At 57.1% G+C, this 13,181-nt stretch carries 14 protein-coding genes; 13 read left to right on the forward strand and 1 reads right to left on the reverse strand.

Going from position 1 to position 13,181, the window contains the following annotated elements:
* Positions 1-58: 58 nt before the first annotated feature.
* Positions 59-790, reverse strand: a complete 732-nt coding sequence (locus AC2TDJ_RS04400) for a FadR/GntR family transcriptional regulator (RefSeq protein ID WP_480839609.1) — start codon at positions 788-790, stop codon at positions 59-61.
* 70 nt (positions 791-860) lie between these two features.
* Between AC2TDJ_RS04400 and AC2TDJ_RS04405 the strand changes: the two genes are divergently transcribed.
* The 13 genes from AC2TDJ_RS04405 to AC2TDJ_RS04465 all read left to right on the forward strand — a co-directional run bounded on the left by AC2TDJ_RS04405 (position 861) and on the right by AC2TDJ_RS04465 (position 13,132).
* Positions 861-1,670, forward strand: a complete 810-nt coding sequence (locus AC2TDJ_RS04405) for a DUF2182 domain-containing protein (protein WP_480839610.1) — start codon at positions 861-863, stop codon at positions 1,668-1,670.
* A 4-nt stretch (positions 1,671-1,674) separates the two neighbouring features.
* The gene (locus AC2TDJ_RS04410) at positions 1,675-2,379 is read left to right on the forward strand and encodes a DUF1326 domain-containing protein (RefSeq protein ID WP_480839612.1); all 705 of its coding nucleotides are present in this window, start codon (positions 1,675-1,677) and stop codon (positions 2,377-2,379) included.
* Positions 2,379-2,885, forward strand: coding sequence for a DinB family protein (locus AC2TDJ_RS04415; RefSeq protein ID WP_480840226.1), 507 nt, complete (start codon positions 2,379-2,381; stop codon positions 2,883-2,885). The genes AC2TDJ_RS04410 and AC2TDJ_RS04415 overlap by 1 nt, the downstream gene beginning before the upstream one ends.
* 1 nt (position 2,886) lies before the next feature.
* The gene (locus AC2TDJ_RS04420) at positions 2,887-3,981 is read left to right on the forward strand and encodes a dimethylsulfoniopropionate demethylase (protein ID WP_480839614.1); all 1,095 of its coding nucleotides are present in this window, start codon (positions 2,887-2,889) and stop codon (positions 3,979-3,981) included.
* Positions 3,982-4,037: 56 nt separating this feature from the next.
* A complete protein-coding gene (gene acuI, locus AC2TDJ_RS04425; protein ID WP_480839616.1) occupies positions 4,038-5,033 on the forward strand; it encodes an acryloyl-CoA reductase in 996 nt (331 codons plus the stop codon).
* A 184-nt stretch (positions 5,034-5,217) separates the two neighbouring features.
* The gene (gene frr / locus AC2TDJ_RS04430) at positions 5,218-5,781 is read left to right on the forward strand and encodes a ribosome recycling factor (protein ID WP_480839618.1); all 564 of its coding nucleotides are present in this window, start codon (positions 5,218-5,220) and stop codon (positions 5,779-5,781) included.
* 9 nt (positions 5,782-5,790) lie between these two features.
* Positions 5,791-6,522: an undecaprenyl pyrophosphate synthase gene (gene uppS / locus AC2TDJ_RS04435; protein ID WP_480839620.1), complete on the forward strand. Its 732-nt coding sequence runs from the start codon at positions 5,791-5,793 to the stop codon at positions 6,520-6,522.
* Positions 6,519-7,301: a phosphatidate cytidylyltransferase gene (locus tag AC2TDJ_RS04440; RefSeq protein ID WP_480839622.1), complete on the forward strand. Its 783-nt coding sequence runs from the start codon at positions 6,519-6,521 to the stop codon at positions 7,299-7,301. The genes uppS and AC2TDJ_RS04440 overlap by 4 nt, the downstream gene beginning before the upstream one ends.
* A complete protein-coding gene (gene dxr, locus AC2TDJ_RS04445; RefSeq protein ID WP_480839624.1) occupies positions 7,301-8,473 on the forward strand; it encodes a 1-deoxy-D-xylulose-5-phosphate reductoisomerase in 1,173 nt (390 codons plus the stop codon). Before AC2TDJ_RS04440 ends, dxr begins: the two co-directional genes overlap by 1 nt.
* 5 nt (positions 8,474-8,478) lie before the next feature.
* Positions 8,479-9,831 (forward strand): RIP metalloprotease RseP, encoded by a 1,353-nt coding sequence (gene rseP, locus AC2TDJ_RS04450; protein WP_480839626.1) that lies wholly within the window; start codon positions 8,479-8,481, stop codon positions 9,829-9,831.
* Positions 9,832-9,907: 76 nt separating this feature from the next.
* Positions 9,908-10,051, forward strand: coding sequence for a hypothetical protein (locus AC2TDJ_RS04455; RefSeq protein ID WP_480839628.1), 144 nt, complete (start codon positions 9,908-9,910; stop codon positions 10,049-10,051).
* Positions 10,052-10,180: 129 nt separating this feature from the next.
* On the forward strand, positions 10,181-12,541 hold the full coding sequence (gene bamA / locus AC2TDJ_RS04460; RefSeq protein WP_480839630.1) for an outer membrane protein assembly factor BamA: 2,361 nt from the start codon (positions 10,181-10,183) through the stop codon (positions 12,539-12,541).
* 12 nt (positions 12,542-12,553) lie between these two features.
* The gene (locus AC2TDJ_RS04465; protein WP_480839632.1) at positions 12,554-13,132 is read left to right on the forward strand and encodes an OmpH family outer membrane protein; all 579 of its coding nucleotides are present in this window, start codon (positions 12,554-12,556) and stop codon (positions 13,130-13,132) included.
* Positions 13,133-13,181 lie beyond the last annotated feature (49 nt).

Here is a 13,181-nt window from a genome sequence, read left to right on the forward strand (position 1 = left end):
GCCTGCCCGATTTTCCTTTTCGCCGTTGCTTTACGTCAAGACATATTCTGATGTTTGCCTAGGCGGGTTTTCTTCGTTTCTCGGCAACGTCTCGCGCCAACTGACGTGTGTAGGATTCCAGTTCGACCAGAGCCGCGTCCACCGTTGCTGCGTCCCGGGCATCCAGTGCGTCAGCGATTTTACTGTGCAACGCGATGATTTCCTCGCGCGAGCGTGCCGTGAATGTGATCATGTTCATCAGCGGCTGCATTGCCTCGACCGCCCCGGCCAGTTGATAGGACAACACTGGATTGCCCGCGCCGTCCACCAATGCTCGGTGAAACGCCACATCTGACGCGCAAAAAGCCTCATCCGTCAGTCCCGGTTGAGATTGTCGGAATATCTCGGCCCGCATCGAAGCAAGCTGGTCCGGCGTACGACGCTCGGCTGCCAGAGGGGCGCAGGCACGTTCCAGCGCATAGCGTGCCTCGCATGCGGTATCAAAGCTGACAGCGTTCATCGACAGCAACAGGGTCGACGTTGTGATTTGCTGCGAATATGCGTCCTGAAAGCTCAGCCGATTGACAAATGCGCCCCCGGTTGCGCCGCGCTGCGTGCGGATCAGAGACTGGGCGGCAAGCCTTTTTAAGGCTTCCCGGACCGTTGGTCGCGACACTTGAAACTGATCGGCCAACTCTGACTCGGAAGGCAGACGCTCATCGACAATCAATTGACCCGAGATGATAGCATCCCGGATCGCCTGTGCGATTTGGGCGGACAGGTCGGTGCGGTTCTGCGGGTCGAGTCTCATTTTGTCGGATACCAGAGCACATTTTTATTTGTCTGACATTTAAAAGTCTGACATTTGAAAAGCAAGGGCGATGAGTCGGGAGGAACAGGTGAGTCGCACAATATTCCGCAATGGGCTTTGGTTGGGCTTCTACTTCGCGATCCTGTGGTCGTGGTGGATGATGGTCTCGATGAGCCGGAACATGGATCTGGACTGGATCGGTCGGCCGGGTCCGATGGGGCAGGCCATGGCGGCGATGGACCCGCGGATGGACATGTACATGCCCATGGCGGAATTCGGCCCTCTGTTCTGGATGTGGGCGATCATGATGGCGGCGATGATGCTGCCGACGCTGGTGCCGACGCTGCGCAGTTATGATGACCTGATCCGCAGCGCCAATGGTACGCGGGCAGGGTGGTTGGGTGTTCTGCTGGGATACTTCGCCGTCTGGGTGGGATTTGCGGCCCTTATCGCTGGCTTGCAGCTGGCACTGCTTTTTGGTGGCGCTGTTGACATGCTTGGGATCGCCAAGTCGCCGACGCTTGCAGCAGCATTAATGATCGCAGTCGGAGCGTTTCAGTTCAGCCGCACGAAGGAGGTCTGTCACGGCGTGTGCCATGCCCCGATGACCTATTTTCTGGGCCACTGGCAAACAGGGTTTTCGGGCGGTCTGCGTATGGGCCTCGGCCTGGGTGCATTCTGTGTCGGTTGCTGTTGGGGCTTTATGGCGCTTGGCTTTGTGGGCGGAGTCATGAGCCTTTTGTGGATGGGATTGGCGACCCTGTTCATGGTCTTGGAAAAACTTCCCCAGATCGGTCACATTGTGACGCGACCACTGGGGTTTGCTTTGATCGCGGGCGGTGTCGGCCTGTTTGTTTACCCCTTTATATACGGAGGATAACCTGATGGCAAAAAACAAAAAACAGGATGCGGACAGATTGCCCATCAGTCAACGGATCGACAGCCGCATGCCCAATCCCAAACGGCGCGAAATGAGTCCGACAGACTGGGCGATCAAAGGTGAACTGATCCTGAACTGTTCCTGCGATGTCTTTTGCCCCTGCGTTGTGTCCCTGGGCGCTCACCCGCCGACCGAGGGGCATTGCCACGCCTGGATGGGGGTCATCATCGACGAAGGCCATTACGAGGGCGAGGACTTGTCGGGCCTGAATGTTGGACTTCTGGTCGATATCCCCGGTCGCATGGGGGAAGGTCAGTGGAAGGTGGCGGCCTATGTTGATGAGCGCGCCAGCGGCAAAGCCTATAACGGACTGCTGCAAATCTTCAGCGGCCAGGCCGGGGGGACAACTGGTTTGTTTACTATGCTGGTCAGCGAGATCATCGGTGCCGAACGGGCTCCGGTTCAGATCGAGCGCGACGGTAACAAGCGCCGGATAGTGATCGGTCGGAAGATTCAGGGCGAAATCGAAATGCTGGCGGGCAAAGACCCCGAGCATCCGGTGATGGTTTCCAACTCGAAATACTGGATGGGGCCGGACATCATCGTCGCTCGGGGAACTAAATCAAAGGTCCGCGACTATGGCCGGGTGTGGGACTTTGGCGGTAAGTCGGCTGAAATCTGCCCTATCGACTGGCAAGGGCCAAAATGATGATCACCGGCGCATATGCTCGGGAAATGGCGCGTTATGGTCGCTGGCAAAACAACCAGTTGGCGGGTTTTCTTCAGGCTCTCGCACCGGCCGAGCTAACACGGGATCGCGGTGCCTTTTTCGGATCGATCATGGGCACGGCCAACCATTTGCTCTGGGGCGATTGGATCTGGATTTCCCGCTTTGACAAAGGCGAAGAACCCGGTGGTGGTATCCCGCAAAGTGTATCGATCTGCGCGGGCCTGGCGGAGTGGCTGCCTATGCGCGTGAAGATCGACGCCCGTATTGCCGCATGGGCCGATACGCTGGGGGATGATCCGTTAACGGGACCTTTCACGTGGTATTCGGCTGCAAAAGAGGCTGATGTTACAAAACCTTACGCGCAATGCGTCATGCATATGTTCAATCATCAGACGCACCATCGCGGCCAATTGCATCAAATGTTGACCGAAACGGGTTCCAAAGCTCCGGTCAGCGATCTGGTTTTTCTGCCTGAGGGTTATTGAGATGGCAGTCATCACTCCCAATCGTCGCGTACGCAAGACACCGTTCACGCCCGGCGTGGAAGCGGCCGGTGTCGGTGGGTACACGGTCTACAACCATATGCTGCTGCCGACGTTCTTCGAAAGCGTCGAGGCGGATGCAGCACATCTGAAAGCACACGTGCAGGTCTGGGACGTCGCTTGTGAGCGACAGGTGCAGATCAAGGGTCCTGATGCGCTGCGCCTGATGCGCATGCTAAGTCCGCGAGATATGGATCGAATGCAGGCAGATCAGTGCTACTATGTGCCAATTGTCGATCACAATGGCGGCATGTTGAATGACCCGGTGGCGATCAAACTGGCGGATGACCACTATTGGTTGTCCGTTGCCGACGGAGACTTGTGGCAGTTTGCCCTTGGTCTTGCTATCGCGCTGAACCTGAATGTTGAAATCACCGAGCCCGATGTCTCGCCTTTGGCGGTTCAGGGGCCGAAGGCAGATGAACTGATGGCGCGCGTTTTCGGTGAACAGGTGAGGGACATAAAATTCTTCCGCTACAAGCGGCTGGCGTTTGAAGACACGCAGTTCGTTGTCGCCAGATCCGGTTGGTCGAAACAGGGCGGTTTCGAGATTTATGTCGAAGGTCATGACTACGGCATGCCGCTGTGGGATTGTCTCTTTGCCAACGGGCAGGACCTGAAAGTGCGGGCCGGATGTCCGAACAGTATCGAGCGCATTGAAAGCGGGTTGCTCAGTTTCGGTTCCGACATGACGCGCGAAAACACGCCGTATGAATGTGGATTGGTCCGGTTTTGCAATTCTCCACTGGATTTCATTGGAAAGGCCGCTTTGGCAGACCAGGCGGAAAACGGGCCGCCGCGGATGATCCGCCCGATTGTGATTGAAGGAGAGATCGGCCCATGCACCCAATCCTGGCCGCTATTGGCTGATGGTCAGCAGGTCGGTCAGATCGCATCGGCCGTGTTCTCACCGGAGTTTGAGGTCAACGTTGCTATTGGCATGGTCGACCGGGCGCATTGGGCCGCCGGGTCGCGGGTCGAGGTGCTGACGGAACACGGGATGCGATGGGCCGAGGTTCAGGAAACGTTCTGGCGCTGACGCAAGCAGATTTGGGATAATGGCCCGATGCCGGGTCGACCGAAGGAGACGACATGATGTTTAATGCACTACTTGTTGAAAAAGATGAAGAAAGCGGCCTTGCCAGTGCGACGGTCAAGCAGGTTTCTCTGGATGATCTGCCGTCCGGTGAAGTGACGATTGCCGTTGAATATTCCACGGTCAACTACAAGGATGGCCTTTGCATGTCGCCCAAGGGCGGTGGGCTGGTGCGAAGCTACCCTCATATACCGGGCGTTGACTATGCCGGTACGGTCGAATCCTCGTCAGATGACCGTTACAAGGCAGGTGACAAGGTTGTTTTGACCGGATGGCGCGTGGGTGAGGCTCACTGGGGCGGGTATTCACAAAAAGCGAATGCACGCGCTGACTGGCTGGTGCCTTTGCCCGATGGGCTGGATACCCGACACGCGATGGCGGTCGGCACCGCCGGGTTCACGGCCATGCTTGCGGTCATGGCGCTGGAGGATCACGGGTTGGAGCCCGGCCATGGGCCTGTGTTGGTTACCGGTGCGGCCGGCGGCGTTGGCTCGGTCGCGACGGCCATTTTGGCCAACCTGGGATACGAAGTTGCGGCGGTGACAGGCCGGCCTGAGACGGCAGATTACCTGAAATCTCTGGGTGCAACGACCATTGTGCCTCGGGATGAGTTGAACGAAACCACCAAGCGCCCCTTGGAAAGCGAAACATGGGCGGGATGCATCGATGCCGTCGGAGGCGCCATGCTGGCGCGCATTCTGGGGCAAATGAAATACGGTTGCTCGGTTGCTGCGGTAGGTCTGGCCGGCGGGGCCGCCCTGCCTGCTTCGGTGATCCCGTTCCTGCTGCGTGGCGTCAATCTTCTGGGAATCGACAGCGTGATGCAGCCCTATGACAACCGGGTTCGCGCCTGGAAACGCATTGCGACCGATCTGCCGATGGACAAGCTGGATGCCATGGTGCAACCGGCCACTCTGACCGACTTACCGAAGCTTGGCGCTGACATTTTGCAGGGTCAGGTGAAAGGGCGCGTCGTCGTGGACGTCAACAGTTGAGCAGCCTATTCCGTGAAAACCGGCCGTTCCCCGGAGTGGCCGGTTTTCGATTTCAGCGGTTTTTGCATCCGCAGTGGAAACAACTCTGGTCAATGACACAATTCCTGCTCATGATTGCTATACATCCCATTTGTGATGGCTTATGACCCATCCCAATAGCACCTGAAGACGGGGAGTGAGCAGAATGTCTGACGATTTCGTACTGGACACCGATGATCTGAAACGCCGCATGGACGGCGCGATGGCCAATCTCAGAACCGAATTTGCGTCACTTCGGACCGGGCGCGCGTCGGCATCGATGCTGGAACCGGTCATGGTTGACGCTTACGGCTCGATGACTCCGATCAATCAGGTCGGCACTGTCAACGTGCCCGAGCCCCGCATGGTTACTGTAAATGTCTGGGACAAATCCTTGGTCGGCAAGGTGGAAAAGGCGATCCGGGAAAGCGGGTTGGGCATCAACCCGCAGCTAAACGGCACGATTATTATGTTGCCGATCCCCGAGCTGAACGAGGAGCGCCGCCGCGAGCTGGGCAAAGTTGCCGGTCAGTACGCAGAAAGCGCACGTGTTTCGATCCGCAACGTACGGCGCGATGGCATGGATCAGATCAAGAAAGCCAAGGCGGACGGTATGTCCGAGGACGATCAGAAACTGTGGGAGGCGGAAGTACAGGATCTGACAGACGAAATGATCAAAGCGGTCGATGACGCGCTTGAGACCAAACAAGCCGAGATCATGCAGGTCTGACCCCCGGATATGCTCAAGGACCCTCATAATTCGTCGGCCGTCGGCCCCACACATGTGGCGATCATCATGGATGGGAACGGCCGATGGGCGCAGGCGCGGGGACGGCCCCGGTTGTTCGGCCACCACGCAGGCGCACGGCGCGTGCGTGAGGTGGTTGAAGCCTGCCCGGGCCTTGGGATCAAATATCTGACGGTTTTTGCCTTTTCGACCGAGAACTGGAAGCGGACCCAGGCCGAGGTGGCCGGGCTGATGAGCCTGTTTCGCCGCTACATCACCAAAGAGGCGCAGACGCTGAAGGAAAACGGTATTCGCGTCCGGTTCATTGGCGACCGCGTGCGATTGGATTCCAAGCTGACCGGGCTGATGGATGCGCTTGAGCGGGAAACGCAGGACAATGATCTTGTACACCTGACGGTTGCTCTGAACTATGGCGGGCGGGACGAAGTTGCGCGGGCCACAAAACGTCTTGCGCGCGATGTCGCCGAAGGTCGGTTGCGTCCAGAGGATGTTGATGAGGAAACCTTGCCGAAATATCTGGATACGCGCGTCCTGCCGGACCCGGATCTAGTGATCCGCACAAGCGGAGAGGCGCGCATTTCCAATTTTCTGCTCTGGCAGTCGGCATATTCGGAATACGAATTCATCGATACCCTGTGGCCGGATTTCACTGCAGCCGAACTGGAACGGCTGTGTCGCAATTTCGGGGCCCGCGAACGACGGTTCGGGGCTGTTCTCGCATGAGCGATGGCCGATGGTCTGATCTGACGACCAGGGTCTTGTCTGCAGCGGTTCTGGTGGTAATCGGCGCAGTTGAGGTTTGGCTGGGCGGTCTGTGGTTCGAGGCGTTCATAGCGGCCGCGTGTGGCCTGATGACCTGGGAACTTGTGCGGATGATCGAGCCGGATCGGTTCGGAGTTGCCATCCAGTTGGGGATACTGACTGGTGTCGCCGTGGTTCTGAGCTATCACCTTCCACCGCTTTACAAATTGCCGTTTCTTCTGGCTCCTGCGCTTGTTGGGGCGGGGCAGATCAAACGCGCGAAAGGCATATATGTACTGTTTGCGTTCTGGATCGCGGCAGCCGGTCTGGGCTTTATCTCGATCCGCGAGAACATGGGCTTTGGCTGGATGGTCTGGTTGATCCTCGTCGTGGTCGCGACAGATGTGGCGGGCTATTTCGTTGGCAAAGCGATCGGCGGGCCGAAATTCTGGCCTCGGGTCAGTCCCAAGAAAACGTGGTCGGGGACAGCAGGTGGCTGGGTGGCCGCTGCAATCGTTGGCGCCGTGTTCGCAAGTCAGACGGGTTTTGGCCTTCTGTTTGTCGGCATCTCGGTTCTTGCGTCGATGGCCAGCCAGGCTGGCGATATTGTCGAAAGCGCGACAAAGCGGAAGTTTGGCGTGAAGGACAGCTCGAACCTGATCCCCGGTCACGGCGGTTTTCTGGACCGCTTTGATGGTATGATGGGGGCATCGCTGTTTGTACTACTCGCAGGGTTGTTTTATGCGCCCGGAGGAATGTGATGCGTAGAGTGTCGATTTTGGGTGCGACCGGATCGATTGGGCAAAACACGATCGATCTGATTTCACGTGATCCGGATTCCTATGATGTTGTGGCCCTGACCGGTGGCAGGAACATCGCGCAATTAGCCGAGGACGCGCAGCGGCTTGGCGCAGGTCTGGCGGTGACTGCTTTCGGAGATCGGCTGGACGATTTGCGCCGCGCGTTGGCCGGAACGGGGATTGAAGCGGCTGCCGGGCAGGCGGCCTTGACCGAGGCCGCATCGCGCCCGACAGATTGGGTCATGTCCGCTATTGTCGGCGCAGCGGGGTTGGCGCCGGGCATTGCCGCGCTTGAACAGGGCGCGACTTTGGCTTTGGCCAACAAGGAAACTTTGGTCTGCGCTGGTCCACTGGTACTTGAGACCGCCCGCAAACACGGCGCGCGCCTGTTACCAGTGGACAGCGAGCATTCCGCTGTCTTTCAGGCATTGGTGGGCGAGGACATAGGCACGGTTGAACGCATCATCATCACCGCCAGCGGTGGTGCTTTTCGTGATTGGCCCCTGCGCGATCTTGCAAATGCAACGGTTGAGCAAGCCTCCAGCCATCCGAACTGGAACATGGGGCAGCGTATCACGATTGATAGCGCCTCTATGTTTAACAAGGCACTGGAAGTCATAGAAACCAGAGAATTTTTCGGGATTCAACCTGAGAGGATCGAGGTGCTGGTTCACCCCGAGTCCATTGTCCACGCTCTGGTCGGCTTCCGTGATGGCGCCATCATGAGCCATCTTGGAGCGCCCGACATGCGCCATGCTATTGGCTACGCGCTACATTGGCCCGAGCGTCAGGAATTGCCGGTTCCGCGACTGGATCTTGCCGAACTGGGGCAGTTGCGGTTTTTCGCCCCGGATGAAGCCCGCTATCCCGCCCTTCGCCTTGCGAAAGACGTGATGGACCGGGGCGGATTATCCGGAGCGGTGTTCAACGCGTCCAAGGAAAGGGCTCTGGATCATTTCATTGCCCGCCGTGTGGGATTTCTGGACATGGCTGACATGGTGTCGTCCGTTCTCGACCGGTTCGACGCCGCGGATGGCCTTATTGACGCCGCTTTGACCCTTGATAACGTGCAGCAAATGGACCATCTGGCACGTAAGTGGATCGATGAAGCCGTACTTGAACGAGCAGGATAAGACTTTTGGACATATTCTCTTTTATCCCTCAATTTGGTGGCTTGCTGTATACCGTGCTGGCCTTTGTGGTGGCGTTGTCTGTGATCGTCGCCGTGCACGAATACGGCCACTACATCGTGGGTCGCTGGTCAGGTATCCATGCCGAGGTGTTTTCGATCGGATTCGGTCCCGTGCTCTGGAGCCGCGTCGACAAACGCGGCACCCGATGGCAGGTGGCGTTGTTGCCGCTTGGTGGTTATGTCAAATTTCTGGGTGATGCCAACGCTGCATCCGGGAAAGACGATGCTGCAATGGACGAAATTTCCGAGCAAAACCCGGAAGAGCTTCGACATACCATGCACGGGGCGCCCCTGTGGGCCCGTACTGCAACCGTCGCGGCCGGACCTGTGTTCAATTTCGCAATGTCCGTCCTCGTCTTTGGCCTGATCTTCTGGTCACAGGGCGTGTCGCGAGAGCCATTGACCGTTGGTTCGCTGCATCCTCTTCCGGGGACGGTTCAGGGCCTTCAGGAAGGGGACGAGATCGTAGCCATTGCCGGCATCACGACCCCTGATTTCGATGATCAGAGTACCTGGTCCGAGTTCACCAGCGAATTGCCCGTCGAACCAGTCCTCGACTATACGGTTATCCGTAATGGGCAGACCCTGGACGTGGCCGCGCCATGGCTGTTTCCACCTTTGATTCAACAGGTTGCGCCGCGCAGTGCGGCGATGGACATTCAATTGCAGGCGGGCGATGTCATCACCGCGATTGATGGCGACCCGATATTTGCATTTGGACAGCTCAAGGAACATGTCGAAAGCTCGGATGGGCGGCCGTTGCTGTTAAATGTCTGGCGGGACGGGGCCGAACTCGAGTTCGCTCTGGCTCCGAGAAGGACGGATGAACCGCAAGCGGAAGGTGGATTCGTAACGCATTGGCGCATTGGCATTGTCGGTGGAATGATGCTGGAACCAGAGACGGTTCCCGCCGGGGTTTGGGATTCGTTGACCGGCGGAGTACGTCAGACGGTCCGCATTATCGAGGGATCGCTTTCCGGCATATGGCATATGATCACCGGTGCGATCAGCACCTGCAACATATCCGGTCCCATTGGTATCGCCGAAACGTCAGGCGCGATGGCCAGCCAGGGCGCGCAAAACTTCGTCTTTTTCATCGCTGTTCTGTCGACGGCCGTCGGATTGCTCAACCTGTTCCCGATCCCGGCGCTGGATGGCGGGCATCTGGTGTTTTATGCTTATGAAGCAGTGACGGGAAAGCCGCCCAGCGACAAAGCGCTTCGTGTGCTGATGGGGATTGGAATAACTCTGATACTTTCGCTGATGCTGTTTTCGGTCAGCAACGACCTGTTCTGCTAAATTAAGGCGCTGCCTGCACGGTTGGGACGCAAAAATGCCTCATTTTGGGGTTACTGTTTCAACTGAAGTCAGACCAATGGATCGTGTCGAAATGACCAAGGCGTTGCAAAAATCATACCGGAGTTTCAGTTTCCTGTTCATGCTGAACTGGGACACGCTGCTGAGCTTTGGTGTAACCGCGTTGGCGCTGGCTGCTGGTGCGTATCTCGCAGGTCTTTGATTCTTCCCAAATTGTCAGTTTGATGCGCGCACAAATCAATGTGCGCATGTGCCGTTTCGTCTTTTGACAAGACAGGTCATTCCCGCTACTCAACTGCTAAAGTCTGAAAATTCTGGGTAGAAAAATAAAATGGCGGACAGCAGAGGCACGGGCACATCCTGCGGCTTGAAATTGTCGCAAGGCAAGATTTTGTGGCGAGCACTAACGTTTCTTTTTCTCTTTGTAGCGCTGAGTTTACTGACTTTGCCGCAAGCGGCTCGGGCGCAAACCTACACGATCACCAACTTCGAAGTTGAGGGAAATCGCCGGATCGAAACCTCGACCATCATCGCGCGAACGGGAATCGAAGCGGGTCAGACCGTGACGGCTGGGCAGCTAAACGACGCTTTTCAGCGTTTGCTTGACAGTGGCGTTTTTGAGACAGTTGAGTTGACCCCGCGCGGCAGCACACTGGTCATCGAAGTTGAGGAATACCCCACAATCAACCAGATCAGCATCGAAGGGAATCGCCGCGTCAAAGACGATATCCTTCTGGAAGCGATTTCGTCCCAGCCCAGACGTGTCTTTACCCCGCAAATGGCCGAAGCTGACGCCGATTTGATTGCCGAAGTGTATTCTGCGCAGGGTCGAATCGCCGCCACTGTTATTCCGCGTATCATCCGCCGCAGCGACAATCGGGTCGATCTGGTTTTTGAAGTGGCTGAAGGCACAACTATCGAGATCGAGCGCGTCAGCTTTGTCGGCAACCGTGCTTATTCCGACCGACGTCTGCGCCGCGTACTGGAAACCAAGCAGGCCAATTTTCTACGCACCTTCCTGCGCGGCGACACATTTATCGCGGATCGGATCGAGTTCGATAAACAGGTTCTGCGCGATTTCTATCTGTCGCGCGGGTACGCAGATTTCCGCGTCAACAGTGCGAATGTGGAACTGACCCGTGAACGGGACGCTTTCTTTCTGGTCATCAATGTCACCGAGGGGCAGCAGTTCAAGTTCGGGCAGATTTCGACTGTCAGCGAGATTCCAGGTGTCGACGCGGCAGCCTATCAGGACGCGCTTAAGATCAAACCGGATGTAGTCTATTCGCCAACGCTGATCGAAAACTCGATTGCGCGTCAGGAACGTCTGGGCATCAAGCAGGGTGTCGACTTCCTGCGCGTCGAGCCCCGCGTCACCCGCAATGAACGCAATCTTACATTGGATGTGCAGTTTGTTCTGACAAAAGGGCCTCGGATCTTCGTCGAACGTATCGATATCGAGGGCAACACCACAACTCTGGACCAGGTGATCCGCCGCCAGTTTGACACGGTCGAAGGTGATCCGTTCAATCCGCGCGAAATTCGCCAGAGCGCGGAACGCATCCGGGCGCTCGGGTTCTTTTCAGTCGCCGACGTCGAAACCCGCGAAGGCTCTACCCCCAGCCAGGTGATCGTGGACGTGGATGTAGAAGAACAGCCGACAGGCTCGCTTAGCTTGGGCGGCAGCTACTCGGTGTCCGATGGTTTCGGGATTGCAATCGGTCTGAACGAGTCCAACTTCCTGGGTCGCGGTCAGAACCTTGGCGTTACGCTGTCGACTGCCCAGGACGCCGAGGAATACACGATCAACTTTAGTGAACCCTATCTTCTGGGACGAAGGCTGCGGTTCGATTTGGGAACCGGTTTGGCATCCACCAATTCCAGCTTTGCGACGTTCGACACAAAAACCGTGTTCTTCAATCCACAGCTAAGTTACGCCATCGGTGAATTGTCTTCGCTTCGATTGCGGTATGGGTGGAACCGCAGCGAAATGACCCAGCAAAGCGGTCAGACCAGCGGAGCGGTGATCGCTTCGGAAATTGCACAGGGTAAGCAGACTGCCAGCTCAATTGGTCTTTCCTACGTCTATGATAGCCGATTGGGTGGACTGAACCCTAATGCGGGTGTGCTTCTTGAGGCGAATATCGATGCCGCCGGATTGGGTGGCGACAGTGAGTACATCAAGACGACGGCCCGCGCGATCGCACAGCAGAGAGTGCTGAACGAAGAGGTGGTTTTGCGCGCCACGCTCGAGCTTGGGGCCCTGAATTGGACCGGGAACAACTTCAGCCGTACTCTTGACCGCTTTGTTCTGGGCCCAAGTACGTTCCGCGGCTTTGAACCTGCCGGTCTCGGTCCGCGCGATTTGTCGAACGGTCAGGATGACGCTATCGGTGGCAACTACTACTGGGTTGCCCGGTTCGAGTCCGATTTCCCGCTGGGTCTGCCCGAAGAGCTTGGTTTGCGTGGTGGTGTGTTCTATGACGTCGGCAACCTTTACAACATCGACAATGTCAACACGGCTGGAGCCAATATCGTTGGTGCGAACGGATCCATCCGTCACGTGATCGGAGTGTCGGTTCTGTGGACTACGCCGTTTGGGCCCTTGCGGTTCAACTTCTCACAACCTTTGAAAAAAGAAAGCTTTGACAAAGAGCAGAACTTCGACCTGACCATTCAAGCTCAGTTCTAAGGACGTATGTTCATGAGTTTGCTAAAGAAATTGCAGGGCCCGATCTGGGCCCTGTGTGCTTTTCTTGCGATGGTGGCAGCCGGCGGGGGCAGCGCGCAGCAATTGGGTGTGCCGCAGTCCGGCGTTTTGACGATTTCGGGTGAACGGCTTTTTTCCGGATCTGCCTTTGGACAGCGTGTGTTTCGCGAAATCGAAGTGGAAAGCGCGGAATTGGCTGAGGAAAACGAGCGTATCATCGAGGCACTCAGCAAGGAAGAACGGGAACTGACAGAAAAGCGGGCTGAACTGACGGCTGAAGAGTTTCGCCCTCTGGCAGAAGCCTTTGACGAAAAGGTTCAGAAGCACCGCGAAAGCCAACGTGCAAAACTTGATGCCTTGGCCAGACGCAGCGAAGAGGCGCGCAACACCTTTGTCGAGATGGCACAGCCGGTATTGATCGAGCTGATGCGTGAAACCGGCGCCTCGATCATTATCGAACGGTCCAGCGTATTCCTGAGTTCGGACGCGTCTGACATCACCGACGCCGCAATTACACGGATCAATGCCGCGATCGGTGACGGGAGCGCGCTTGAAAACGGGCGCAGCGAATAGCTCCGCTTGCCCTTGCGGACTGGTATTGCTAACCACGCGGAACAGAAAA

The organism is Ruegeria sp. HKCCD6647-2 (assembly GCF_057221075.1).